Annotated in this window: 22 protein-coding genes; 15 read left to right on the top strand and 7 right to left on the bottom strand. The window is 68.9% G+C overall.

All coding sequences use genetic code 11. From position 1 onward, the window contains the following. Positions 1–127: 127 nt before the first annotated feature. The 7 genes from trpB (at position 128) to purF (ending at position 7,565) form a co-directional block, all read left to right on the top strand. Positions 128–1,375, top strand: coding sequence for a tryptophan synthase subunit beta (gene trpB / locus B9P64_RS11820; protein WP_085316448.1), 1,248 nt, complete (start codon positions 128–130; stop codon positions 1,373–1,375). Next, positions 1,375–2,193, top strand: a complete 819-nt coding sequence (gene trpA / locus B9P64_RS11815) for a tryptophan synthase subunit alpha (RefSeq protein WP_085316447.1) — start codon at positions 1,375–1,377, stop codon at positions 2,191–2,193. Before trpB ends, trpA begins: the two co-directional genes overlap by 1 nt. Continuing rightward, complete coding sequence (accD, locus tag B9P64_RS11810) at positions 2,190–3,065, top strand: acetyl-CoA carboxylase, carboxyltransferase subunit beta (RefSeq protein ID WP_085316446.1); 876 nt, start codon at positions 2,190–2,192, stop codon at positions 3,063–3,065. Before trpA ends, accD begins: the two co-directional genes overlap by 4 nt. Before the next feature lie 6 nt (positions 3,066–3,071). Next, entirely contained in the window at positions 3,072–4,409 is a 1,338-nt protein-coding gene (gene folC / locus B9P64_RS11805; protein WP_085316445.1) for a bifunctional tetrahydrofolate synthase/dihydrofolate synthase, read from the top strand. Positions 4,410–4,525: 116 nt separating this feature from the next. Continuing rightward, positions 4,526–5,485: an SPOR domain-containing protein gene (locus tag B9P64_RS11800; protein WP_085316444.1), complete on the top strand. Its 960-nt coding sequence runs from the start codon at positions 4,526–4,528 to the stop codon at positions 5,483–5,485. Between the two features lie 52 nt (positions 5,486–5,537). Further along, positions 5,538–6,023, top strand: coding sequence for a CvpA family protein (locus B9P64_RS11795; protein WP_176256813.1), 486 nt, complete (start codon positions 5,538–5,540; stop codon positions 6,021–6,023). An 18-nt stretch (positions 6,024–6,041) separates the two neighbouring features. Continuing rightward, positions 6,042–7,565, top strand: a complete 1,524-nt coding sequence (gene purF, locus B9P64_RS11790; protein WP_085316442.1) for an amidophosphoribosyltransferase — start codon at positions 6,042–6,044, stop codon at positions 7,563–7,565. Between the two features lie 47 nt (positions 7,566–7,612). Here the strand turns inward: purF and B9P64_RS11785 are convergent, their stop codons facing one another. Beyond that, positions 7,613–8,128, bottom strand: coding sequence for a flavin reductase family protein (locus B9P64_RS11785; protein WP_085316441.1), 516 nt, complete (start codon positions 8,126–8,128; stop codon positions 7,613–7,615). 131 nt (positions 8,129–8,259) lie between these two features. Between B9P64_RS11785 and B9P64_RS11780 the strand changes: the two genes are divergently transcribed. The 5 genes from B9P64_RS11780 to B9P64_RS11760 all read left to right on the top strand — a co-directional run bounded on the left by B9P64_RS11780 (position 8,260) and on the right by B9P64_RS11760 (position 14,116). Then, entirely contained in the window at positions 8,260–9,462 is a 1,203-nt protein-coding gene (locus tag B9P64_RS11780) for a multidrug effflux MFS transporter (RefSeq protein WP_176256812.1), read from the top strand. Positions 9,463–9,645: 183 nt separating this feature from the next. Beyond that, entirely contained in the window at positions 9,646–10,857 is a 1,212-nt protein-coding gene (locus tag B9P64_RS11775; RefSeq protein ID WP_085316439.1) for an O-succinylhomoserine sulfhydrylase, read from the top strand. Between the two features lie 36 nt (positions 10,858–10,893). Continuing rightward, positions 10,894–11,763 (top strand): 2OG-Fe(II) oxygenase, encoded by an 870-nt coding sequence (locus B9P64_RS11770; RefSeq protein ID WP_085316438.1) that lies wholly within the window; start codon positions 10,894–10,896, stop codon positions 11,761–11,763. Positions 11,764–11,893: 130 nt separating this feature from the next. Then, positions 11,894–12,103 carry a hypothetical protein gene (locus tag B9P64_RS11765; RefSeq protein ID WP_085316437.1) on the top strand — a complete coding sequence of 70 codons (210 nt, stop codon included), beginning with the start codon at positions 11,894–11,896 and terminating at the stop codon, positions 12,101–12,103. Positions 12,104–12,433: 330 nt separating this feature from the next. Further along, positions 12,434–14,116 carry a 2-isopropylmalate synthase gene (locus tag B9P64_RS11760; protein WP_085316635.1) on the top strand — a complete coding sequence of 561 codons (1,683 nt, stop codon included), beginning with the start codon at positions 12,434–12,436 and terminating at the stop codon, positions 14,114–14,116. 99 nt (positions 14,117–14,215) lie between these two features. On the opposite strand, the gene B9P64_RS11755 is transcribed toward B9P64_RS11760, so the two are convergent. The 6 genes from B9P64_RS11755 to puuE all read right to left on the bottom strand — a co-directional run bounded on the left by B9P64_RS11755 (position 14,216) and on the right by puuE (position 20,963). Next, positions 14,216–14,977, bottom strand: coding sequence for an ABC transporter permease (locus tag B9P64_RS11755; RefSeq protein WP_085316436.1), 762 nt, complete (start codon positions 14,975–14,977; stop codon positions 14,216–14,218). 17 nt (positions 14,978–14,994) lie between these two features. After that, entirely contained in the window at positions 14,995–15,837 is an 843-nt protein-coding gene (locus tag B9P64_RS11750; protein WP_085316435.1) for an ABC transporter ATP-binding protein, read from the bottom strand. A gap of 7 nt (positions 15,838–15,844) precedes the next feature. Beyond that, positions 15,845–16,891: an ABC transporter substrate-binding protein gene (locus B9P64_RS11745; RefSeq protein WP_085316434.1), complete on the bottom strand. Its 1,047-nt coding sequence runs from the start codon at positions 16,889–16,891 to the stop codon at positions 15,845–15,847. A 79-nt stretch (positions 16,892–16,970) separates the two neighbouring features. Then, positions 16,971–18,221 carry a M20/M25/M40 family metallo-hydrolase gene (locus B9P64_RS11740; RefSeq protein WP_085316433.1) on the bottom strand — a complete coding sequence of 417 codons (1,251 nt, stop codon included), beginning with the start codon at positions 18,219–18,221 and terminating at the stop codon, positions 16,971–16,973. Between the two features lie 10 nt (positions 18,222–18,231). Further along, positions 18,232–19,995, bottom strand: a complete 1,764-nt coding sequence (uraD, locus tag B9P64_RS11735) for a 2-oxo-4-hydroxy-4-carboxy-5-ureidoimidazoline decarboxylase (protein WP_085316432.1) — start codon at positions 19,993–19,995, stop codon at positions 18,232–18,234. Positions 19,996–20,021: 26 nt separating this feature from the next. Next, positions 20,022–20,963: an allantoinase PuuE gene (gene puuE, locus B9P64_RS11730; protein WP_085316634.1), complete on the bottom strand. Its 942-nt coding sequence runs from the start codon at positions 20,961–20,963 to the stop codon at positions 20,022–20,024. 190 nt (positions 20,964–21,153) lie between these two features. Between puuE and uraH the strand changes: the two genes are divergently transcribed. The 3 genes from uraH to B9P64_RS11715 are packed head-to-tail and all read left to right on the top strand — an operon-like array spanning position 21,154 to position 23,858. Then, on the top strand, positions 21,154–21,546 hold the full coding sequence (gene uraH, locus B9P64_RS11725) for a hydroxyisourate hydrolase (RefSeq protein ID WP_085316431.1): 393 nt from the start codon (positions 21,154–21,156) through the stop codon (positions 21,544–21,546). A gap of 9 nt (positions 21,547–21,555) precedes the next feature. Continuing rightward, on the top strand, positions 21,556–22,743 hold the full coding sequence (locus B9P64_RS11720) for a urate hydroxylase PuuD (RefSeq protein WP_085316430.1): 1,188 nt from the start codon (positions 21,556–21,558) through the stop codon (positions 22,741–22,743). A gap of 56 nt (positions 22,744–22,799) precedes the next feature. Continuing rightward, on the top strand, positions 22,800–23,858 hold the full coding sequence (locus B9P64_RS11715) for a LacI family DNA-binding transcriptional regulator (protein ID WP_235839981.1): 1,059 nt from the start codon (positions 22,800–22,802) through the stop codon (positions 23,856–23,858). Positions 23,859–24,149: the final 291 nt, after the last annotated feature.

Here is a 24,149-nt window from a genome sequence, read left to right as displayed (position 1 = left end):
CGCCGCCCGCGAACCAGCGTCCGCCGCCGGACGCGCCCGAACCGCTTCGGGCCTGCGACGGCCATCCCGCCGGCACCGCCGGACCGCTGCCGAATCACCGCCTGACCCTCACCCGAGTCCTCACACGATGGCCTACAACTACCCCGACGAGCGCGGCCACTTCGGCCCCTACGGCGGCACCTTCGTCGCCGAAACGCTCATGCATGCGCTCGACGAGCTCAAGCAGGCTTACGCGCGCTACCAGCACGACCCCGAGTTCGTCGCCGAATTCAACAATGAGCTGAAGCACTTCGTCGGCCGGCCGAGCCCGATCTATCACGCCAAGCGCTGGAGCGAGCTGCTCGGCGGCGCGCAGATCTATCTGAAGCGCGAAGACCTCAATCACACTGGCGCGCACAAGGTCAACAACACCATCGGCCAGGCGCTGCTGGCCCGCCGCATGGGCAAGCCGCGCGTGATTGCCGAAACCGGCGCCGGCCAGCATGGCGTGGCGACGGCCACCGTGGCGGCGCGCTACGGCATGGAATGCGTGGTCTACATGGGCAGCGAGGACGTCGGTCGCCAGTCGGCCAACGTGTACCGGATGAAGCTGCTCGGCGCGACCGTGGTGCCGGTCGAGAGCGGCAGCAAGACGCTCAAGGACGCGCTCAACGAAGCGATGCGCGACTGGGTGACCAACATCGAGAACACCTTCTACATCATCGGTACGGTGGCCGGCCCGCACCCCTATCCGATGATGGTGCGCGACTTCAACTCGGTGGTCGGCAAGGAATGCCTGACCCAGATGCCCGAGATGGTCGGCCGCGATCCCGATTACGTGATCGCCTGCGTGGGCGGCGGCAGCAATGCGATGGGCATCTTCTACGACTACATCCCGCGCGAGAACGTGAAGCTGGTGGGCGTCGAAGCCGCCGGCGACGGCCTGACCACGATGCGTCACGCCGCCTCGCTGCAAATGGGCACGCCGGGCGTGCTGCACGGCAACCGCACCTATCTGCTGCAGGACGAGAACGGCCAGATCACCGAGACGCATTCGGTCAGCGCCGGTCTCGACTATCCCGGCGTCGGCCCCGAACACGCCTGGCTCAAGGACAGCGGCCGCGCCACCTATGTGGGCGCCACCGACGACGAGGCGCTCAAGGCCTTCCACGATCTGTGCCGCATCGAGGGCATCATCCCGGCGCTCGAATCGAGCCATGCCATCGCCTACGCGGCCAGGCTCGCGCCCACGCTGTCCAAGGACAAGGTGCTGCTCGTCAACCTGTCGGGCCGCGGCGACAAGGACATCCACACCGTCGCCGAGCGCAGCGGCATGGAATTCTTCTGCCGCGCCAGCTGCCGCGAAGCCACCGCAGCATTCAACAAGGACGCCTGATGTCGCGCATCCAGCAACGTTTCGCGCGGCTCGCCGCCGAGGGCCGCAAGGGCCTGATTCCCTACATCTGCGCCGGCGACCCGACGCCCGGCATCACCGTGCCGCTGATGCATGCGCTCGCGCGCGCCGGTGCCGACGTGATCGAACTCGGCGTGCCGTTCAGCGATCCGATGGCTGACGGTCCGACGATCCAGCGCGCCACCGAGCGCGCGATCGCCAACGGCGTGGGCCTGCGTCAGGTGCTGGCGATGGCCAAGACCTTCCGCGTTCAGGACCAGGTCACGCCCGTGGTGCTGATGGGCTACGCGAACCCGATCGAGCACATGGGCAAGGCCGCGTTCGCGGCGGCGGCCAAGGATGCCGGCGTGGACGGCGTGCTGGTCGTCGACTACCCGCCCGAGGAGTGCGAGGACTTCGCGCTCGTCATGCGCGAGGCCGGCATCGATCCGATCTTTCTGCTCGCGCCCACGTCGACCGACGCGCGCATCGCGACCGTGGCCAGCCATGCGTCGGGCTACATCTATTACGTGAGCCTCAAGGGCATCACCGGCGCCGGCACGCTCGACGTGGCCAGCGTCGCGGCGCGCATTCCGCAGATCAAGGCGCACGCCAACATTCCCGTTGGCGTCGGCTTCGGCATCAGCAATGCCGCCAGCGCGCGCGCCGTGGCCGAAGTGGCCGACGCTGTCGTGATCGGCAGCCGGCTCATCCAGGAACTTGAAAACACCCCGGCGGATCAGGCGGTGGCGGCGGTAGAGCGCCTGCTGACCGAAATTCGTACCGCCATCGACCAACCTTTCACCAAGGCCGCCGCATGAGCTGGATCGACAAACTTCTCCCGCCGCGCATTCAGCGCTCGACCGACACCGCCATCCGCACGCGCATGCCGGAAGGGCTCTGGCTCAAGTGCCCGAGCTGCGAAGCCGTGCTGTACCGCACCGACCTCGACCAGAACCTCCAGGTCTGCCCGAAGTGCGATCACCACATGCGCATTCGCTCGCGCGCGCGCATCGACGCGCTGCTCGATACCGAAGGCCGCTACGAGATCGGCCAGGAAGTGCTGCCGATCGACAGCCTCAAGTTCGTCGACAGCAAGAAGTATCCGCAGCGCCTGCAGGAGGCCATGACCGAGACCGGCGAGACCGACGCGCTGGTGGTGATGGCCGGCGCGATCATGACCATTCCGGTGGTCGTGGCCGCGTTCGAGTTCGACTTCATGGGCGGCTCGATGGGCTCGGTGGTCGGCGAGCGCTTCACGCGCGGCGTGCAGACCGCGCTGGAGCAGAAGACGCCGTTCATCTGCGTGACCGCGACCGGCGGCGCGCGCATGCAGGAAGGCCTGCTCTCGCTGATGCAGATGGCTAAGACCACCACCGGCATCAACCTGCTGGCGCAGCGCAAGCTGCCCTTCATCAGCGTGCTGACCGATCCCACCATGGGCGGCGTGTCGGCCAGCTTCGCCTTCATGGGCGATGTGGTCATCGCCGAACCCAAGGCGCTGATCGGCTTTGCCGGCCCGCGCGTCATCGAGCAGACGGTGCGCGAGAAGCTGCCCGAAGGCTTCCAGCGCGCCGAGTTCCTGGTGGAGAAGGGCGCGGTCGACATGATCGTGGACCGCCGCGCGATGCGCGAAGAGATCGCCAAGCTGCTGGCGCTGTTGCAGAACCAGCCGATCGAAGCCGTCGCCTAACACCTGATGTCTGCCGCACCCACCTCCCGCGCGCTCGCCGACTGGCTCGGCTGGCTCGAAGCGCAACGCCCGCAACAACAAATAGAACTCGGGCTCGACCGCATCCGGCGGGTCAAGGATGAACTCGGCATCGGCTTCGCGTGCCCGGTCATCCTCGTCGGCGGCACCAATGGCAAGGGCAGCACCTGCGCCTTCCTCGAAGCCATCCTGCTGCAATCGGGCTACCGGGTCGGGCTGCACACCTCGCCGCATCTGCTGCGCTTCAACGAGCGCGCGCGCATCAACGGCGAGTCGGCCGACGACGACGCATTGGTCGTGCAGTTCGAGGCGGTGGAAGCGGCGCGGGCCGCCGTGGCCGCGCGCGAGGGCGAGGCGGCCGCCGCGCTCACCTACTTCGAGTTCACCGGGCTGGCGATCATGCGGCTGTTCCAGCACTCGGGGCTGGATGCGGCGATCTTCGAGATCGGCCTCGGCGGCCGGCTCGATGCCATGAACGTGCTCGACGCCGACTGCTCGATCGTCACCAGCATCGACATCGACCATGCCGAATGGCTTGGCGACACGCGCGATGAAATCGGCCGCGAGAAGGCGCACATCTTCCGCACCGGCCGGCCGGCCATCTGCAGCGACCCGATGCCGCCGCAAAGCCTGCTCGACCATGCGCGCGAGATCGATGCCGACCTGCGGCTGTTCGGCCGCGACTTCAACTACGCCGGCCAGCGCGGCCCGACCGACTGGCAGCAATGGTCCTGGGGCGGTCGCGCGATGAAGGTGGCGGGGCTGGCCTATCCGGCGCTGCGCGGTGCCAATCAGCTGCTCAATGCCTCGGGCGCGCTGGCGGCGCTCGAAGCGCTGCGGCCGCAGCTGCCGGTGAACAATCAGGCGATCCGCAACGGCTTCGCGCTGGTCGAGCTGCCGGGGCGCTTCCAGGTGCTGCCGGGCAAGCCGACCATCGTGCTCGACGTGGCGCACAACCCGCACGCCGCTGCCGCGCTGGCCGACAACCTCGACCACATGGCCTTCCATCCCTACACCTACGCGGTGTTCGGCTGCATGCGCGACAAGGACATCGCCGGCGTCGTGGCGCGCATGAAGGGGCGCATCGATCACTGGCATGTGACGAGCCTGCCGCTCGAACGCGCCGCGACCGGCGAGGAAATCGCCGCCGTGCTGCGCGCCCAGGGCTTTCCGGAAGACAGGGAGCACTCGATCACCGTCCATGCCACGCCGGCTGCCGCCTGGGTAGCTGCCCGGGGCGCAGCAGGGGAGGGTGATAGAATTTTGGTCTTCGGTTCCTTCCTGACCGTCGGCGGCGTGATGGACTTGGCGTCGCGTTCACGCTGAGTCTTGCCGGCGTCCAACGCGGCGTCGGGCCTTCCAGACCGGTGGCAGCGGGGCCGTTCAGGCGCATCCGGCGCCGCCTCTCCCCACCCAGTTTCGTCTCCTCCGCGTACCCCCGCATGGGATTGTTCAGCTTCGGTCGTTCCGATTCCCGCACCCAGCGTCCCGCGCCGCGCCGCGCTTCCGGGCGGGCCAGCAGCGCCGATGCGCTGCTCGACCTGCGCCGCAAGGCACGCCGGCGGCTGATCGGCGCGGTCGTGCTCGTGATCGCGGCATTCATTGGCCTGCCGATGCTGCTGCAATCGGCACGCCGCCCGGTGGCGCCCGACCTGCCGATCGAGATCGCGCGCGATGCCACGGCGCCGGCACTCGCTCAGCCTGCCGAGGCACCGAACGGTCTGGGCAGCGCTGCCGCACCAGCGCCGGTTCCGGCCGAGCCGCCCGCCGCAGCGTCGCCGGCCCCTGCATCGGCACCGGTCGCATCGGCGCCCGTCAGCCGCGAGGTCGCGCCGGTCACGCCCGAGCGCGCGCCGGCGGCCATCGAGCCGACCCGGCAGCCGGAGCCGGCACATCCGTCGTTGCGAACCGAGCCGGCCACCCGCCCCGAACCGCGCACGTCCGAGCCGCTGCAACGTCAGGCCGAGCCGGCCCGTCCCGCCGAACCGTCCCGGCCAGCCGAAGTCGCCCGCCCAGCCCCGCGCGCCGAGCCGGCGCATGCCGAGCCGAAGCCCGAGCCCAAACCCGAACCCCGGGTCGAGCCCAAGCCGGCCGACGGCGCGCGCGCGCTCGCGCTGCTCGAAGGCAAGCCCGTTCCGGCGCCGGCGCCGACCGCTGCTCACGACACGCCGAGCCGCTTCCTGGTGCAGATGGGCGCCTTCGCCACCGAGGCCAAGGTGCAAGAGCTGCAAGCGCGGTTGCGCGCCGCCGGCGTCAGCACCTATACCGAGACCATCAGCACCGGCGCCGGTCCGCGCATCAGGCTGCGCGCCGGACCATTCGCCTCGCGGGGCGATGCCGATTCGGTGCGCCAGAAGGCTGCCGGCGCCGGCATCGGCGACGCTGCCGTGCTGGCGCAGTGATGCCCGTTGCCCGCGCGCCCGCCGTCGTCCCGGTCCGTCGCCCGCTCGCCGCATGACCTCGATCGACTGGCTGATCGTCGGCGCATTGGGCCTGTCGCTGGCGGTGGCGCTGTGGCGCGGTCTGGTGCGTGAGGTTTTCTCGCTTGTCGGCTGGATTGCGGCCGTGATCGCCGTGTTCTTCTGGGCGCCGCTGATGGCAGCGGCTTTGCCCGCCGACTGGAATCCCGGCGCACGCATGATGGCTGGCGGCCTGATCGTGTTTCTGGGCGTGATGATTTCGAGTTCGCTGCTCGGCCGCCTGCTGGCCGGCGCGCTCAGGGCTGCCGGGCTGGGCGTCGTCGATCGCCTGCTCGGCGCGGTATTCGGATTGCTGCGCGGCCTGCTGGCCGTGGCGCTGCTCATTTTCGTGCTCGGTCACACGCCGGTCGTCCAGTCGGCCGCCTGGACCGGGTCGCTGCTTCTGCCTTATGTCGTTGCCGTGCTCGGCTGGTTTCGCGACGTTGTTCCGTCCGATGCCGGTCCGGTCTGGCAGGTCTAGTTTTCCTCGGGGAATGCCATGTGTGGAATCGTCGGCCTCGTGGCCCGTACGCCCGTCAACCAGATGCTCTATGACTCGCTGATGCTGTTGCAGCATCGCGGCCAGGATGCGGCCGGCATTGCCACCGGATCGAGCAGCACCTTCAACATGTGGAAGGGCAACGGGCTGGTGCGCGAGATCTTCCGCACCCGCAACATGCGCAACCTTGCCGGCAACATCGGCATCGGCCATGTGCGCTATCCCACCGCCGGCTCGTCGAGCGATCCCGAAGAAGCGCAACCGTTCTACGTGAACGCGCCGTTCGGCATCACGCTCGGGCACAACGGCAATCTCACCAACGCTGCCGAGCTGATGAACGACATGTTCCGCAAGGACCGTCGCCACATCAACACCAGCAGCGACAGCGAGGTGCTGCTCAACGTGCTGGCGCATGAGCTGCAAGAAGCGACGAGTTCGTTCACGCTCGATCCGGCCACCATCTTCCGCGCCGTGTCGGGCCTGCATCGCCGGGTGCGCGGCGCCTATGCCTGCGTGGCGCACATCGCCAACACCGGCATCCTGGCGTTCCGCGATCCGCATGGCATCCGGCCGCTGTGCTACGGCGTCAACGAGACCGACGAGGGCACCGAGTACCTGGTGGCGAGCGAGTCGGTCGTGCTCGAAGGCATGGGCTTCCGCTTTGTGCGCGACGTGGCGCCGGGCGAGGCGATCTTCATCGACGAGGACGGCAACTTCAATTCCTACCAGTGCGCCGACAAGCCCACGCTCAATCCCTGCATCTTCGAGTACGTGTACTTCGCGCGGCCCGACTCGATCATGGATGGCGTGAGCGTCTACGGCGCGCGGCTGCGCATGGGCGAATACCTGGCCGAGAAGTTCAAGCGCGAGTTCTCGGCCGGCGACATCGATGTGGTGATGCCGATCCCCGACACCTCGCGCCCGGCCGCGATGCAGCTGGCGATGAAGCTCGGTCTCGACTTCCGCGAAGGCTTCTTCAAGAACCGCTATGTGGGCCGCACCTTCATCATGCCGGGCCAGGCGGTGCGCAAGAAAAGCGTGCGCCAGAAGCTGTCGGCGCTGCCGACCGAGTTCAAGGGCAAGAACGTGCTGCTGGTCGACGACTCGATCGTGCGCGGCACGACCAGCCGCGAGATCGTGAACATGGCGCGCGACGCCGGCGCCAACAAGGTGATCTTCGCGTCGGCCGCGCCGCCGGTGCGCTTCCCGAATGTGTACGGCATCGACATGCCGACGCGCGGCGAGCTGATCGCCCACGGCCGTTCGGATGAAGAAATCATGCGGATGATCGAGGCCGACGGCCTCGTCTACCAAGACATCGACGCGATGAAGCGCTCGGTGCGCGATCTGGGCGTGCACATCCAGAACTTCGAGGCCAGCTGCTTCGACGGCCACTACATCACCGGCGACGTGTCGGCGGCCTATCTCGATGCGCTCGAAGCCCAGCGCGTCGCCGGCAAGGCGGCCGCGCCCGATCTGCCGGCGCGCTCGCAGCTCAATCTCAATCTGGCGTCGGGCGACTGAGCCGCGCGCGGCGGTGCGGCGCTGAAACCGGCCCGCCGCGCCGCCGCTCAGAAACCCTGATCGATATCGTCGCTCGGGGTCGCGAAGCGGCCATAGCCGCCGTCGGCATAGAGCAGGCCGTGCAGCTCGGGATCGTCGGCCACGGTCACCGCCTGCACCTCGCCGAACAGCACCGCATGCGTGCCGGCGTCCACCGCCTGCACCAGCCGGCAGTCGAAGGCGGCGAGCGCGCTGGCCAGCACCGGCGAGCCGGTTTCGAGCACGCCCCATTCACCTTCGGCGAACTTCTCGGCCGGCGTGAGCCGCCCGGCAAAGCGGTCCGACAGCGGCCGGTCGGCGGTGCTCAGCACATTCACCGCGAACACGCCGGCTTCGAGCAGCGCCGCATGCGAGGCGCTGCCGCGATTGACGCAGCACAGCAGGATCGGCGGATCGGCCGAGACCGAGCACACGGCGGTGGCGGTGAGCCCCGACGGCCCGGCCGCGCCCGGCGTGGTGATGAGGGTGACGCCGGCTGCGAGCCGGCGCATGCCTGCCTTGTAGGCATCGGAAGCGACTGCCATGTCTGGTTCCTTGGAGGGTTGGACGACAGCCGCATTGTGACCGCAGCACGCCCGGCGCCCGCCGGTGCGATGATCGCGGCCTTTTGCGCGGCGCCTCGGGCGCCAGGCGCAGCAGCACAAGGATGGGGGCCATGCCCGTACTCGAAGGATCGGCGCGCGCCCGGCTGGCCGCGCTGCTCGGCGCCGTCTCGGCAGTGGCGCCGCTGTCCACCGACATGTATCTGCCGGCGCTGCCGACCATCGCGGTCGAGCTGGGCGCGAGCAATGCGGCGGTGCAGCACACGCTCGTGTCCTTCTTCGCCGGCATGGCGCTCGGGCAGCTGCTCTACGGGCCGCTGTCCGACCGCTTTGGCCGGCGCGGACCGCTGCTGTTCGGGCTGGCGCTCTACGGGCTGGCCTCGCTCGGCTGCGCGCTGGCCGGCGCGGTCGATGCGCTGATCCTGCTGCGCGCGCTGCAAGCCATCGGCGGCGCGGCCGGCATGGTGATCGCGCGGGCCGTGGTGCGCGACCGCTATACCGGCGCCGACGCGGCCCATTTCATGGCGCTGATGATGCTCACCACCGGCCTTGCGCCGATCCTCGGGCCCATCGTCGGCGGCGCGCTGCTCGGCATTGCCGGCTGGCGCGCGATGTTCGGGCTGATGGCGCTGTTCGGCTTTGGCGCGGTCGCGGCGGTGTACTGGGGCCTGGCCGAGACGCACGAGCGGCACAACCGCTCGGCCTCGGTGGCGCGCTCGCTGATCGGTCTGGTCGAGGTGCTGCCGCAGCCGGTGCTGGCGCTGTCGGCCTTCGCGGTGGCGATGGAATTCGGCGCGATCTTCAGCTACCTGGCCGCGTCGCCCTTCGTGTTCATCGATCACTTCGGCGTCGCGCCGAGCCATTTTTCCTGGCTGTTCGCGGTCAATTCGATCGGCTTTGTGGCGGGTGCGCGCATCAATGCGCGGCTGGCGCATCGGCTCGGCCCGATGCGGCTGCTGCGCCGGGGCGTGGCGGCGCAGGCGCTGGCCGGGCTGGCGCTGCTGGCCGGCAGCACGCTGCTGGCCGACCAGATCTGGGCCACGGCGCTGCCGATGTTCTGCGTGATCGCGCTGGTCGGGCTCATCTCGCCCAACATCACCGTGATCGCGATGGCGCCGTTCGGCGCCCAGGCCGGCGCGGCCTCGTCGGTGCTGGGCGTGTCGCAATCGCTCGGCGCGGTGATCGCCGGCGCGGTGATCGGCCTGCTGCCCGAGCTGCCGGGCTCGATGGGGCTGGCGATTGCCAGCTTCACCACGCTGGCCTGGGCCGCGAGCCTGCGCTATGCGGCACCGGCCCGGGCCGGCGCGCCGACTTGACGCTCGCCAAAGCCGGCGGGTCTAATCCCGGCCGAGCGCCGATTTGACTAGTCAGCTTGCGGGCGCGGGCGGAGCCGGTCGGCGCCACCAACAAATCCAGCTAAAGCGCGGCGTTACCGACTCCGGTCCGACCCCGCTCTGGCGCGAAGCCTCTGCGGGGTTTCGTCTTTTCAGGACACCAACATGCAAGACCAGGACTTTCCGGGCTCCGACGACTGGGCCATCGAAACCATCGGCGTGCGCGCCGGCACCGCGCGCACCGGCTTTGGCGAGCATGCCGAGGCGATGTTCCTCACCTCGTCCTATGTGTTCGGCAGCGCGGCCGAGGCGGCCGACCGCTTCTCGGGCCGGGTCGAGGGCAATGTGTATTCGCGCTTCACCAATCCCACGGTCGCGATGTTCGAGCAGCGCCTCGCCGCGCTCGAAGGTGCGGAAGCCGCGCTCGCCACCGCCTCGGGCATGAGCGCCATCCTGACCTGCTGCATGGGCGTGCTGAAGGCCGGCGACCATCTGGTCGCGTCGACCGGGCTGTTCGGCTCGACCAACCAGCTGTTCAGCAACATCCTCGGGCGCTTCGGCATCAGCACCACCTATGTGTCGCCGAGCGATCCGGCCGCCTGGCAGGCGGCGCTGCGGCCCGAGACCAGGCTGTTCTATGTCGAGACGCCGTCGAACCCGATGATGGAGCTGGCCGACATCGCGGCGCTGGCGGCGGTATCCAAGGCCGCCGGCGTGCTGCTGGTGGTCGACAACTGCTTCTGCACGCCGGCGCTGCAACAGCCGCTGGCGCTCGGCGCCGATGTGGTGATCCATTCGGCCACCAAGTACATCGACGGCCAGGGCCGCGTGCTCGGCGGCGCCATCGTCGGCAGCAAGGCCTTCATCAAGGACCAGATGCTGCCCTTCCTGCGCACCGCCGGCCCGACGCTGTCGCCGTTCAATGCCTGGGTGCTGCTCAAGGGGCTGGAGACGCTGTCGATCCGCATGGAGCGCCAGAGCGCCAATGCGCTGGCCGTCGCGCGCTGGCTGGAGGCGCAGCCGCAGGTGGCGCGCGTGATCTATCCGGGGCTGGAGTCGCATCCGCAGTTCGCGCTGGCGCAGCGCCAGCAGCGGCTCGGCGGCGCGGTGCTCAGCTTCGAGCTCAAGGGCGCCACGCCCGAGGAGCAGCGCGCCAACGCCTGGCGCGTCATCGACAGCACCCGGCTGGTGTCGATCACCGCCAACCTCGGCGACACGCGCACCACCATCACCCATCCGGCCACGACCACCCACGGCCGCGTGTCGCCCGAAGTGCGCGCCGCCGCCGGCATCACCGAAGGGCTGATCCGCTTCGCCGTCGGCCTCGAACATCCGGACGACCTCTGCCGCGATCTGGCCCGCGGGCTGGCCGGCTGAGCGCCGTCACCGATTCCCCTTTTCCCGGAGTCACGCATGTCGGTTCAGACCCCTGCCTTGTCCAACGAGCTGAAAGCCTGGCTCGACAGCCAGATCGCGCGCGGCTGCACTGCCGCGTCGCTGGTCGATGCGATGGTGCAGTCGGGCCATCCGCGCGCCTATGCCGAACGCATCGTGCGCGCCGCCACCAGCCCGCTGCCGGCCGAGGACGACGACGGCGCGCCAGCCGCCAACGACGGCCCGCTGTCCACCGTGGCCGAGGGCGCGGCCCAGGCGCCCAATGCGCTCGACCTGACCGACCGCGAGGTCGAGGTGCTGTTCGCGCTCGCTGCGCCGCGCACCGTGCTGTTCGGCGGCCTGCTCAGCAGCGACGAATGCGAGCAGCTGGTGGCGTTGTCGCGCAGCAAGATCAAGCCCTCGCTGGTGGTCGATCCGGGCACCGGCGACTTCGTGCCCGACGCGGCGCGCACTTCCGAAGGCACCTACTTCAACCACGGCGAGAACCCGCTGGTCGCAGCCATCGAGGCGCGCATCGAACGCATGCTCGGCTTTGAAGTGGCGCAGCAGGAGCCGATGCAGATCCTGCGCTACGGCGTCGGCGCCGAATACTCGCCGCACTACGACTACTTCAACGTCAACGAGGCCGGCGGCCGGCGCCAGCTGGAGCGCGGCGGCCAGCGCGTCGCCACGCTCATCATGTATCTGAGCGATGTCGAGGCCGGCGGCGCGACGGTGTTCCCGTCGCTCGGGCTGGAGGTGAAGCCGCAGCGCGGCAATGCGCTCTACTTCGAAAGCCTCGACGATCAGGAACAGGTCGATCCGCGCACGCTGCACGGCGGCGCGCCGGTGGGCAAGGGCGAGAAGTGGATCGCCACCAAGTGGATGCGCGAGCGCGCCTACGTGTGAACGCGTGGCGGCCGCTCCCGGGCTGTCCCACAAGCGGGCGAGGGCATCTCCTACAGGCCGGGCCGGCGGCAACGGTTAGGGTCAGGCTTCCCGACCGGCTTGCCGGTCCCGCCTCTTTCAGGAGATCCCGATGCTCAAACTTGCGCTGCTGTTCGCCGCGCTGGCGCTCGCCGCAGGGGTTTACGGCTTTGGTGCTGCATCGGCCGTGGCCGTGCTGCCGGCACGGCTGCTGTGCTTTGGTTCGCTGGTCGCGTTTGCCGTCAGTTTTGCGATGGCGATGACGCCGACCGCCTTCCGGCGCGTGCCGGCAGCCGTGCCAGCGACGGTCGAGCGACGCTGACCGGTCGGTGACGCCCAACGAAAAAGCCCGCGCAAGCGGGCTTTTTCGTTGCTGTCCTCTTTGTTGACAGCCTTGCGCGCTGGCGGCTATGGTCAAGCCCATGTCCATCGCGCGCCGCCTTCCCGTCCTTGAGCTAAGCCTAGTGCTTGGCCGGGATCTGCCTGCGCGCAACGGCGTCGTGTCCTCGACGCTCTGACTTCCCCCTGATCCCGGCCATGCAGCAGCCTTCCCGACGGAAGGGCTGCGAGGGGCGTGCGCGCAATTCCCGCATTCCACATTCCCCTTTCGCCGGTCCGCGCCTGCATGCGCGGATGGCAGGTTGCCGCTCACATGATCTCCGATCCGTCTTCCAAGTACCGCCCGTTTCCGCCCATCGATCTGCCTGATCGCCGCTGGCCGTCGCGCCAGATCGCCGCTGCGCCGATCTGGCTTTCGACCGACCTGCGCGATGGCAACCAGGCGCTGTTCGAGCCGATGAACCGCGAACGCAAGCTCCAGCTTTTCGACGAACTGGTGCGCATTGGCTTCAAGGAAATCGAGGTCGGTTTTCCGGCCGCGTCGCAGATCGATTTCGACGTGGTGCGCACACTCATCGAAGGTCGACGCATTCCCGACGACGTCGTGCCGATGGTCATGACCCAGGCGCGCGAAGACCTCATCGTGCGCAGCTTCGAGGCGCTGCGTGGCGCGAGCCGCGCCATCGTCCACATGTACAACGCGACCGCGCCGGTCTGGCGCCGCGTGGTGTTCGGCATGACGGTGCCGGAGGTGATGCAGCTGATCGAGCGCCATGTGAGCCTGGTGCGCCAGCTTGCCGATGCGCATCCCGAGACCGAATGGGTGCTCCAGTACTCGCCCGAAACCTTCTGCGCCACCGAGTTGCCCGTGGCGCTCGAAGCCTGCAACACCGCGATCCGCGCCTGGGACGCCGGGCCCGGACGGCCGATCATCATCAACCTGCCGACAACGGTGGAAGGCGCCACGCCCAACGTGTTCGCCGACCAGATCGAATGGATGGATCGCCGGCTGGAGCGCCGCGAGCATGTGGTGCTGTCGGTTCATCCGCACAACGACCGCGGCACTGGCGTGGCCTGCGCTGAGCTCGCGCTGATGGCCGGCGCGCAGCGTGTGGAAGGCTGCCTGTTCGGCAACGGCGAGCGCAGCGGCAATGTCGACCTGGTAACCCTGGCGCTCAACCTGTACACGCAGGGCATTGCGCCCGGGCTCGACTTTTCCGACATCGCCGGCGTGGCGCGCGTGGCCGAGAGCTGCACCGGCCTGCCGATCCATCCGCGCCATCCGTATGCCGGCGATCTGGTGTTCACCGCCTTCTCGGGCTCGCACCAGGACGCGATCCGCAAGGGCTTTGCGGCACAGTCGGCCGACGGTTTCTGGGAGGTGCCTTATCTGCCCATCGACCCGAAGGACCTGGGCCGTACCTACGACAGCATCGTCCGGGTCAACAGTCAGTCGGGCAAGGGCGGCATCGCCTTCCTGCTCGAACGCGATCGTGGCGTGACGATGCCGCGCCGCATGCAGGTGGAATTCAGCGCCGTCGTGCAGGCGCATGCCGATGCGAGCGAGGCCGAAGTCGGCAGCGACGAGCTGTGGAGCTTGTTCGCCGCCACTTATCTGGCGCCGGGTGAGGCGGTGTATCGCAGTCACCGCCTGTTCGATGCGCCGCACGGACAGCAGGGCATCGATATCGAGATTGCGACCGGCGCCGGCAGGCGTGCCTTGCGCGGATTCGGCAACGGGCCCATCGACGCGGCGGTGAATGCGCTCGGCCTGCCGTTGCGGGTGGACAGCTACGAGGAGCGCGCCCTGGATGTCAGCGCGCAGGCCCAGGCGCTGGCCATCGTGGAAGCGGCGACACCCGGCATCGCCGGAACGCGCTTCGGCGCCGGGAGGCACGCGAACATCGTGACTGCGTCGATCCTTGCGGTGCTGGCGGCGGGCGCAAGGCTCGGCCTGTTGTGCGCCGTGACGGCGGAGGAAGCCTCGGTCGTCTGACCCGCGCAGATCGGCATGACTGGCCCATGTCGTCCGCCGGGCGACATGGGTCGTGACCGGTGCGACGGCTTGTCTGCCGCGCCGGTCACGGCGTCGGATTCAGTTGCCGCGATGCGCCCAGCCCGTCGTGCTGCGCTCGACCACGGCAAACAGCTCATACATCACCATCGCCATCGCGCCGACCACCACCAGCCCGGCGAAGGCCAGCGGCATGCGCATCGCCGAGCCGGCCGATACCAGCAGATAGCCGATGCCTTCATTGGCGGCGTTCATCTCCGACACCGTGGTGCCCACGAAGGCCAGCGTGATCGCCACCTTGAGCGACGCGAAGAAATAGGGCAGCGCGCGCGGCAGCCCCACCTTGAGCAGGATGTCGCTGCGCCGCGCGCCGAGCACGCGCAGCACGTCCTGCATCTCGGGTTCCAGCGTGGCGAGGCCGGTGGCGATGTTGACCATGATCGGGAAGAACGAGATCAGGAAGGCGGTGAGAATCGCCGGCCCGACGCCGATGCCGAACCACACCACCAGGATCGGCACGAAGGCCGCCTTGGGCAGCGCGTTGAACGCGGTCATCAGCGGATAGAGCGCCGCATAGGCCACGCGCCAGGTGCCGATGAGAAAGCCCAGCACCACGCCGACCACGATGGCGAGTGCGAAGCCGGCCATCGTGACCCAGAAGGTGCGCCAGGCATGGCGCGCGATCTCGCTGCCGAATTCCACCAGCGAGCCCCAGATCTGCAAGGGGCTCGGGAACACGAATTCCGACACGTCGAAGGCGACGCAGAGGATCTGCCACAGCGCGACGGTGGCGATCAGCAAGGCCCAGGGCGCGAGCTTTTCGAGCGTTTTCTGTTTCAGCATGAAGAGGTGCTCCCGATTCAGCTTTTGCGGATCGCGCCGATGTGGCCGCGCAGTTCGTGGACCATGCCGATGAATTCGGGCGTGTAGGTCACTTCCAGTTCGCGCGGCCGCGGCAGGTCGATCTCGCGGCGCACGACGATGCGGCCCGGGCTCTTGCTCATCACGTACACGGTGTCGGCCAGAAAGGTCGCCTCGACCAGGTCGTGCGTGACCAGCAGCACGTTGAACTTGCGCTCGGTCCACAGGTCGCGCAGCAGGCACCACAGCTCCTCGCGCGTGAAGGCGTCGAGCGCGCCGAAGGGCTCGTCGAGCAGCAGCATCTTGGGATCGTGGATCAGCGCGCGGCAGATCGATGCGCGCTGCTGCATGCCGCCCGACAGCTGCCACGGCATCTTGTGCTCATAGCCGCCGAGACCCACGCGCTTGAGTAGGTCGATGGCCTTGGCCTCGTACTCCTTGCGCTTGCGCCGGAATTGCGAGCGGTGCGGCTCGACGATCTCCAGCGGCAGCAGCACGTTTTCGAGCGTGGTGCGCCAGGGCAGCAGCGTGGGCGCCTGAAAGGCCATGCCGACGAACTTGAGCGGCCCGCTCACCTCGCGGTCGCCGATCACGATGTTGCCCTTGGACGGCATGCGCAGGCCGGTGGCCAGCTTCATGAAGGTGCTCTTGCCGCAGCCCGACGGCCCGACGATGGCGACGAACTCGCCCTCGCCGATGCGCAGGTCGATGTCCTCGACGGCGAACTGGTTCTGCGCCAGCAGCTCGTCGTTGTAGGCGAGCCAGACATGGTCGAACTCGACGAAGGGCTTGCCGCCCGGCACGGCGGCGGGCGGATCGGCGGCGGAGATGACGGCGCTCATGCGAACCTCACTTGGCGGAGAAGAGGTTCCGCTCGGCGGCGGGCGGCAGGAAGCTCGCGTTCCACACCGCGCCGGCATCCACGCGTGACTTGGTGGCAAACGCGTCCGACACCTGGCTGCCCATCAGCGACAGCCGGGCCGCGTTCACGTCGCCAAAGCCCTCGGCCTTGGCATCGGGCGTGAGCACGGTGGCGCTGAGCGCGAGCTTGAGCCGGCGGGTTTCCATCGCCGAATCGATGATGCCGTCGCGCTGCTTGACGACCGCGATCGCGGCTTCCGGGTTGGCGATGACTTCCTTCACGCCCTTGGTGAAGGCGCGCAGGAAGCCCTTTACCGCGTCCGGATGCTCCTTGAGGAACTTCTCCGACACGATGATCGCGTTGCCGTAGAGCTTCACGCCGTAGTCGGGATAGGGCATCACGACGATGTCGGCGTCCTTGATGCCGCGCGCATTCAGGTTGAGCTGCGAGGTGAAGCTGAAGCCGGTGATCGCGTCGAGATCGCCCTTGGCGAGCATGGTTTCGCGCAGCGCCGGATCGACGCCGATCCACTCGACCGCGCCGACCTTGTTGGCCTTGGCAAAGATCGGGAAGGCGCGGCGGCCGGCGTCGAACACCGGCGCGCCGAGCTTCTTGCCGGTCAGGTCGGCGGGCGACTTGATGCCCGACTTCTTGAGCGCCAGCACGGCGGCCGGCGTGTTGTTGTAGACCATCATCACTGCCACCGGCTTGCTCGGCGCGGTCGGGTTGTTGGCCACGAATTCCATCAGCGCGGCCAGATCGGCGAAGCCCATGTCGTAGGCGCCCGAGGCCACGCGGTTCACGGCATTGCCCGAGCCGTTGCCGGCATCGACCGTCACGTCGAGGCCCTCGGCCTTGAAATAGCCCTTGGCCGCCGGCAGCAGGAACAGCGCGCTCGGTCCCTCGAAGCGCCAGTCGAGCTGGAACTTGACGGGGGTGTCGGCATGCGCGGCCGGGACGATGCCGGCCGCCAGCGCGCAGGCGGCGGCGACGGTGGTCAGGCGGCTGAGGAAACTGCGGCGAGGCGTGGTCATGGTGCGTGGGCTTTCGAGGAGGAGGCGCAGGCGGGCGGGTGTCGGGCGGAAGGCGGGGCGTGGCCGGCGGGCGGCCGGATCAGGCGGCGAGCAGTTCGGCGCAGGTGCGTGCCACGATCTCGGTGGCGGCGCGCAGGTCGGACAGACGCAGGTTCTCGTCGGCGTTGTGGCCGTTGGCTTCGAGCAGCGTGCGCGGGCCGGCGCCGTAGAGCACGGTCGGAATGCCGCGCTCGGCGTAATGGCGCGCGTCGGTGTAAATGGGCACGCCGGCCGCCGGCACCTCGCAGCCGAGCAGGGCGCTCGCGTGGCGCGCGATGGCGGCGGTGAGCTGGTCGACGCCCGGCTGCGGCGCCAGCGGGCGCGCCAGCAGGATGCGACGCTGCGCGACCGTCGCGGGCACCGGCAGCGTCTGCGCGGCAGCGGCGATGACGGCGGCCAGCTCGGCCTCGGCGGCGGCCGGGTTCTCGTCCGGCGTGATGCGGCGGTCGATGCGGAACGTGACCTGATCGGGCACGACATTGGTGTTGATGCCGCCGGCAATCAGCCCGACGTTCAGCGTGGGCGTGGCGATGCCGGCCACGCTCGACGGCCGCTGCGCGAGCGTGGCGCGATGCGCATACAGCGCTTGCAGCACATGGGTCGCGGCTTCGAGCGCATCGATGCCGGTGTGCGGCATGGCGGCATGGGCCTGCTTGCCGGTGACGGTCACCTCGGTATGCAGGCAGCCGTTGTGGGCCTGCACGATGTTGTACGAGAAGCCGGCGCAGATCGCGTAATCGGGCGCACTCAGGCCCTGGGCCAGCAGCCAGCCGGGGCCGATCTCGCCGCCGGTTTCCTCGTCATAGGTCAGGTGCAGCTCGACGCAGCCCTTGAGCGGCAGGCCGGCTTTCGCGGCGGCGCGCAGCGCGAGCAGGGCATAGGCGTAGGTGGCGAAATCGCTCTTCGATACCGCCACGCCGCGCCCGATCATCACGCGGCCATGAACCGGGTCGTCGACGATGTCGGCGCCATAGGGATCGTGGCTCCAGCCGAGGCCGGGCGGCACCACGTCGCCGTGGGCATTGAGCGCGATCACCGGGCCGTCGTCCGAGAACGCCTCGCGCACGATGAGATTGGTGGCGCTGAGCATGCCGACGGCTTTCACCTCGGCCGGCGGCACGACATGCGCCTCGACGACGAAGCCGAGCGCTTCGAGCAGCGCTTTGGCGCGCGTGGCATGGGGGGCGCAATCGCCGGGCGGGTTGTCGGACGGAATCTTGACGAGCTCGCCGAGGAAGGCGACTTCGGCCGCGAATTCGGCGTCGATGAACTGGGCGAGGGTGTCGGGCATGGCGGGCGGATCAGCAGTGATCGAGCAGGTCGAGAAAGAGCGCGACGGCCAGTTCGGCGTCGTCGGCGGTGAGCGTTTCGAGCGGGTGATGGCTGATGCCGTTGTGGCCGCAGCGGATGAACAGCATGGCCTGCGGGCAGAGGTCGGCCATGCGCATGGCGTCATGGCCGGCGCCGCTCGGCATGCGGAAGGCGGGCAGGCCGAGCCGGTCGACGGCGGCGGCCCAGCGGTCCTGCCAGGCCAGATCGCAGGGTGCGGCGGCGGCGCGCAGCAGCAGCTGCTTGTCGAGCGTGACATGGCGGCGCGCGGCGATTTCCTCGGCGGCGGCGAGCAGATCGGCGACCGCCGCATCGCGCTGGGCATCGCCGGGCGCGCGCACGTCGAGCGTGCAATCGCAGGCGCCGGGCACCACGTTGATCGAGCCGCCCGGCACTTCGAGCATGCCGACCGTGCCGACCAGATGCAGCTCGCTGGCGCAGCGCTTTTCGACCGCCAGCGCGAACTCGGCGGCGGCGAGCGCGGCGTCGCGGCGCGTGCCCATCGGCGTGGTGCCGGCATGGCTGGCCAGACCGTGGAAGGACAGCCGGTAGCGCACCGAGCCGTTGATGGAGGTGACCACGCCGACCGGCAGATCGTGGTCGAGCAGCACCGGCCCCTGCTCGATGTGGACTTCGACGAAGCCCTTGATCGGCTGGCCGGCGCTGTGGACGGCATAGGCCGCGTCGCCGATGCGCTCGGCATCGAGGCCGGCGGCGGCCAGCGCCGCGCGCGCGGTGATGCCGCTCGCGTCGCGCGCATCGAGCACGCGGGCGTCGAACTTGCCGGCGACCGCCGACGAGCCGAGGAAGGTCGAGCCGAAGCGCACGCCTTCCTCGTCGGCAAACGCGATCACGTCGATGTCGAACGGCAGGCGTTTTCCGGCGGCGGCCAGCTCGCGCACCGCGACCATCGGCGCCAGAAAGCCGAGCCGGCCGTCGTACTTGCCGGCATTGCGCACGGTGTCGAAATGCGAGCCGGTGAGCAGCACCGGCGCGCCATCGATGCGCGCGCGATAGCGGCCGACGATGTTGCCGACCGCGTCCTCGCGCACCGCGTCAAAGCCGAAATCGCGCATCCACGCGGCGATCTGGCGGCCGGCGGCGCGGTGCGCATCGGTCAGCCACATCAGCGTGAGGTTGTCGGGCGCGTCGCTGTGGCGCGCCAGCTGGTCGGCCAGGTCGAGCACGGTCAGGCCGAGCCGGGGATGGGCGTCGAGCAGGTCGTTCAGCCGCAGCTCGGCGATGCGGTCGATCTGGCGCAGGCATTCGCCCAGCTCGATGGCGGCCGGCTGGGCGAGGCGCTCCTCGAACTCGGCCACGATCTGCGGCGGCGTGAGGCCGGTGCCGGCCGGCCCGCGCACCGCCAGGATGAAGGGCCAGCCGAAGCGCGCGTTGTAGGCGGCATTCAGCTCATGCAGCCGCGCGAATTCCTCGGCGGTGCAGCGCGTGAGGCCGGCGCGATGCTGCTCGCCGGTCGACTCGGCCGTGAGCTTGCCGTCGATGGCGGCGCGTCCGGCCAGCTCCGGATGCGCGCGCACCAGCGCGAGTTGCGCATCGCGCGGCGCGCTGCGCACTGCACGCGCGAGCGCCGCCTTGAATTGCGCCAGCGAGCGGAACGGCCGGTCCTTCAGCGCGCGTTCCACCACCCAGGGCGAGTGTTCGTACAGGCCGGCGAGCCGCTCGACGGCTTCGGTGGCGGGCAGGGTGTTGAGCGTGGCAAGCGTGAGGCCGTCCATCGGCGTTCTCCGGGGCAGGGCGCGGGTCAGCGCGGCGCGTGGTGGTCGCGCCAGTGGCGCGCAATGTCGATGCGGCGGCAGACCCAGACGCGGTCATGGCTCTCGACGTGATCGAGGAAGCGTTGCAGCGCGCGGATGCGACCGGGCCGGCCGAGCAGCCGGCAATGCATGCCGACCGACATCATCTTGGGCGAGTCTTCACCTTCGGCGTAGAGCACGTCGAAGCTGTCTTTCAAATACTGGAAGAAGTGCTCGGAGGTGTTGAAGCCCTGGGGCGTGGCGAAGCGCATGTCGTTGGCTTCGAGCGTGTAGGGCACGACCAGATGCGGCGTGGTCGTGCCGTCGGCGCGCGCGACCGGCATGTAGAAGGGCAGGTCGTCGCCGTAGTAGTCGCTGTCGTACTCGTAGCCGCCGTGCTCCACCAGCAGCCGGCGCGTGTTGGGCGAATCGCGGCCGGTGTACCAGCCGAGCGGCCAGGCTTCGGCCGTGTGCGGCGCGCACAGCGCACGGATCGATTCGGTCGCGAGCTTCATGTGCTCAAGCTCGATTTCGGGCGCGAGGTTCTGGTAGTGGATCCAGCGCCAGCCGTGCGAGGCGATCTCGTGCCCGGCTTCGCAGAAGGCTTGCGTCAGCTCGGGATGGCGCGCCAGCGCCATGCCCACGCCAAACACCGTGAGCGGCAGGCCGCGCTTTTCAAACTCGCGCAGCAGCCGCCACACGCCCACGCGCGAGCCGTATTCATAGAGCGATTCCATGCTCAGGTGGCGGTCGGGATAGGACGCCGCGCCGATGATGTCGGACAGGAATTGCTCGCTGCCCGGGTCGCCGTGCAGCACGCAGTTCTCGCCGCCCTCCTCGTAATTGAGGACGAATTGCAGCGCGATGCGGGCCCGGCCGGGCCATTGCGCCTGTGGCGGATTGCGCCCGTAGCCGATCAGGTCGCGCGGATAGGCCGGCTCGCCAGCCAGGCTGCTGGGATTGCGATCGAGAGGCGACGGTGTGCTCATGGCGCTCTTGGAAGGGGTTGGCGATGTGGTACGGAATTCGCGTCGAGCAAGCGGCTTGATCGCTCGGCTTCAGGGGTTGAGTGGATCAAAGTGTATACAATCAAACGCAATATCCGCGCCAATCCAGCAGCCTTCCAGCCAGCACGCCAACATGCCATCCGATTCAGCAGAAAAGCCGGTTTCCCCAGGGAGTGGCCGTCTCACTACCCATGTACTCGACACCATGAACGGCCGGCCGGCGCCCGGCATGGCCATCGAGCTGCACTTTTTTGGGCCATCAGGCTGGTCGATCATCAAAAAGGTGCATACAAATTCAGACGGCCGCGTGGATGCACCTTTGTTGACCGGCGCCGAGCTGGCGACGGGCCGCTACCGGCTGGTGTTCGCTGCCGGCGACTACTACCGCGCGCTCGGCACCGTGCTGCCCGAGCCGCCCTTCCTCGATGAAATTCCGCTCGACTTCGGCATCGCCGACAGCGCCGCGCACTACCACGTACCGCTGCTGGTCACGCCGTGGAGCTACTCCACCTATCGCGGTTCCTGAGGCGGCCCGATGGAAACCTATCTGCTTGACTGGGCCAACCTGCTGTTCCGCTGGGCCCATGTGATTACCGCCGTCGCCTGGATCGGCTCGTCGTTCTACTTCGTGTGGCTCGACGACAGCCTTGAGCGCCGACCCGCGCGCACCGATCTGCCCGCCGATGTCGACGGCGAACTGTGGTCGGTGCATGGCGGCGGCTTCTACAACGCGCGCAAGTTCCTCACGCCGCCGGCCCACATCCCGGGGCCGCTGCACTGGTTCTACTGGGAGAGCTACAGCACCTGGCTCACCGGTTTCGGCCTGCTGACGGTGCTCTACCTGTTCAACGCCACCAGCTTTCTGGTCGACAAGAGCGTGGCCGACTGGAGCGCGCCGCAGGCGGTGGGGCTGGCGCTCGGCTATCTGGTGGCGGGCTGGGCGGTCTACGACCTCATCTGCCGCACGTTCGGCCAGATGAAGCGCGGCGACGCGATCGTCGGCGTGCTGGTGGCGCTCTATGTGGTGGGCGCGTCATGGCTCGCGGCGCACTGGTTTGCCGGCCGCGCGGCCTTCGTGCTCACGGGCGCGATGCTCGCCACGATCATGAGCGGCAATGTGCTGATGGTCATCATCCCGGGCCAGCGCAAGTCGGTCGCGGCGCTGCAGGCCGGGCGCAAGCCCGACCCGATCCACGGCAAGCGCGGCAAGCAGCGCAGCGTGCACAACACCTTCTTCACGCTGCCGGTCGTGTTTGCCATGTTGTCCAACCATTACTCGATGGTCTGGGCGCATCCGCTCAACTGGCTGGTGCTCGATCTGCTGATGGCGGCCGGCGCGCTGATCCGCATCTACTTCGTCAAGCGGCATACCGCCGATCCCGGCGCCTGGCGCTGGGCGGCGGCGGGCGTGGCGGTGCTGCTGGGCGTGATCGCGTGGCTGGCGCCGGCGCCGCCGTCCAGCGCCGCCGCCGAGCTGCCGCCGCCCAGCTACGCCGAGGTGCGCAGGATCGTCGGCGAGCGCTGCGTGCTCTGCCACAACGCCCAGCTGGCCAGCAAGGGCGTGATGCTGCACACCAGCGAGCTGCTGCTCGGCCACGCCCAGCAGGTCTATCAGATGGCCGTCGTGCAAAAGCTCATGCCGATGAACAACGCCACCGGCATCACCGAGGACGAGCGGGCGCTGCTGGGGCGGTGGTATCTGGCCGGCGCCAAGGCCGACTGAGGCGCGCGCCGGCTTTCCGGTAACTTCGCGCGGCTCTTCATCCGATTGCGAAGCCCATGCCCAAGAAAGACCTGCTCCCGCCCAGCCTCGACGCCGCCGCACCGCGCGACACCCGGCGCATGCAGATGGCCGACATCGCGCGGCTGGCCGGCGTGTCGATGTCGACGGTGTCGCGGGCGCTCAACGGCAGCTCGCTGGTCAATGCCGAAACCCGCCAGCGTGTCGAGGAGCTGGCGCGCGCGCTCAACTACACCATCAACCTCGAAGCCAAGAACCTGCGCCAGCAGCGCAACAGCCGGGTCGCGGTGGTGATTCCGTATGACCGCGAATCGCGCCAGCACATCTCCGACCCGTTCTTCCTGTCGATGGTCGGCAGCCTGGCCGATGCGCTGACCGACCGCGGCTTCGACATGCTGCTGTCGCGCGTCGATTCCGAAAATCTCGATTCGGTGGCGCAGATCTACGACTCGGGCTCGGCCATCGGCATCGTGCTCATCGGCCAGTGGCGCCATCACGACCAGCTCAACCAGCTCGCTTCGCGCCGCGTGCCCATCGTGGTGTGGGGCGGGCAGCTGCCACAGCAGCTCTACTGCTCGGTCGGTGGCGACAACGTGCTTGGCGGCCGGCTCGCCACCGGCCATCTGCTGGTCGGCGGCCGGCGCCGCATCCTCTTCCTCGGCGATCCCAAGCTGCCCGAGGTGGCGCTGCGCCACGAGGGCTATCTGCAAGCCCTGGCCGGCGCCGGCATCGCGCCCGCGCCCGACCATCTGCTCGATGTGCCCTTCGATGCCGACGTGGCGATTGCTGCGCTGCGCGAACGCCAGCTCGACTTCGACGCCGTGTTCGCCTGCAGCGATCTGCTGGCCATCGCCACCATGCAGACCCTGCGCGAGCGCGGCGTGGCGGTGCCCGAGGCGGTGGCCGTGGTCGGCTACGACGACGTGGAAATCGCGCGCTATTGCGAGCCGCCGCTCACCACCGTGCGCCAGCCGATCGCGCTGGCCGGCATCGCGCTGGTCGAGGCGCTGCTGGCCGTGATGGCCGGCGAAGCGGCCTTGCCGCGCGTGCTGCCGGTGGAGCTGGTGCTGCGCCGCAGCGCCGGCGCGGCGGCCTAGCACCGCAATCTTTCCAATCGTTTGCAAAACCGCGCAAGACAACCTCGCTTGCGCGAGCCGGAACCGGCCGGCGCGCTGAAACGCGATCTTTCCCTATAAAACTCAGTCACTTGCCTGTGAATCCGCCGGCGCGCGGATCGCACGGCCGGCCAGCGCGCGTCAAGTTTTTTCGCCTCTGTGTTTTCCCGAATGAAATCGATTGCAATGATTGCCTACAGTCTCGCTGCGCATTGCCGGGACGGGTTGAGGACGTCAGGAAGCACAGGCATGCGCAGCAAGCCGGTGCCGTTG

The sequence above is a fragment of the Derxia lacustris genome (assembly GCF_002105195.1).
Classification (GTDB): domain Bacteria; phylum Pseudomonadota; class Gammaproteobacteria; order Burkholderiales; family Burkholderiaceae_E; genus Derxia; species Derxia lacustris.
Note: the sequence above shows the minus strand (reverse complement) of the source record. Positions and strands in the feature narration are given on the sequence as shown.

Coding starts and splice junctions, on each gene's coding strand:
- trpB (WP_085316448.1), top strand. CDS start 128: ATGGCCTACAACTACCCCGACGAGCGCGGCCACTTCGGCCCCTACGGC.
- trpA (WP_085316447.1), top strand. CDS start 1,375: ATGTCGCGCATCCAGCAACGTTTCGCGCGGCTCGCCGCCGAGGGCCGC.
- accD (WP_085316446.1), top strand. CDS start 2,190: ATGAGCTGGATCGACAAACTTCTCCCGCCGCGCATTCAGCGCTCGACC.
- folC (WP_085316445.1), top strand. CDS start 3,072: ATGTCTGCCGCACCCACCTCCCGCGCGCTCGCCGACTGGCTCGGCTGG.
- B9P64_RS11800 (WP_085316444.1), top strand. CDS start 4,526: ATGGGATTGTTCAGCTTCGGTCGTTCCGATTCCCGCACCCAGCGTCCC.
- B9P64_RS11795 (WP_176256813.1), top strand. CDS start 5,538: ATGACCTCGATCGACTGGCTGATCGTCGGCGCATTGGGCCTGTCGCTG.
- purF (WP_085316442.1), top strand. CDS start 6,042: ATGTGTGGAATCGTCGGCCTCGTGGCCCGTACGCCCGTCAACCAGATG.
- B9P64_RS11785 (WP_085316441.1), bottom strand. CDS start 8,128: ATGGCAGTCGCTTCCGATGCCTACAAGGCAGGCATGCGCCGGCTCGCA.
- B9P64_RS11780 (WP_176256812.1), top strand. CDS start 8,260: ATGCCCGTACTCGAAGGATCGGCGCGCGCCCGGCTGGCCGCGCTGCTC.
- B9P64_RS11775 (WP_085316439.1), top strand. CDS start 9,646: ATGCAAGACCAGGACTTTCCGGGCTCCGACGACTGGGCCATCGAAACC.
- B9P64_RS11770 (WP_085316438.1), top strand. CDS start 10,894: ATGTCGGTTCAGACCCCTGCCTTGTCCAACGAGCTGAAAGCCTGGCTC.
- B9P64_RS11765 (WP_085316437.1), top strand. CDS start 11,894: ATGCTCAAACTTGCGCTGCTGTTCGCCGCGCTGGCGCTCGCCGCAGGG.
- B9P64_RS11760 (WP_085316635.1), top strand. CDS start 12,434: ATGATCTCCGATCCGTCTTCCAAGTACCGCCCGTTTCCGCCCATCGAT.
- B9P64_RS11755 (WP_085316436.1), bottom strand. CDS start 14,977: ATGCTGAAACAGAAAACGCTCGAAAAGCTCGCGCCCTGGGCCTTGCTG.
- B9P64_RS11750 (WP_085316435.1), bottom strand. CDS start 15,837: ATGAGCGCCGTCATCTCCGCCGCCGATCCGCCCGCCGCCGTGCCGGGC.
- B9P64_RS11745 (WP_085316434.1), bottom strand. CDS start 16,891: ATGACCACGCCTCGCCGCAGTTTCCTCAGCCGCCTGACCACCGTCGCC.
- B9P64_RS11740 (WP_085316433.1), bottom strand. CDS start 18,221: ATGCCCGACACCCTCGCCCAGTTCATCGACGCCGAATTCGCGGCCGAA.
- uraD (WP_085316432.1), bottom strand. CDS start 19,995: ATGGACGGCCTCACGCTTGCCACGCTCAACACCCTGCCCGCCACCGAA.
- uraH (WP_085316431.1), top strand. CDS start 21,154: ATGCCATCCGATTCAGCAGAAAAGCCGGTTTCCCCAGGGAGTGGCCGT.
- B9P64_RS11720 (WP_085316430.1), top strand. CDS start 21,556: ATGGAAACCTATCTGCTTGACTGGGCCAACCTGCTGTTCCGCTGGGCC.
- B9P64_RS11715 (WP_235839981.1), top strand. CDS start 22,800: ATGCCCAAGAAAGACCTGCTCCCGCCCAGCCTCGACGCCGCCGCACCG.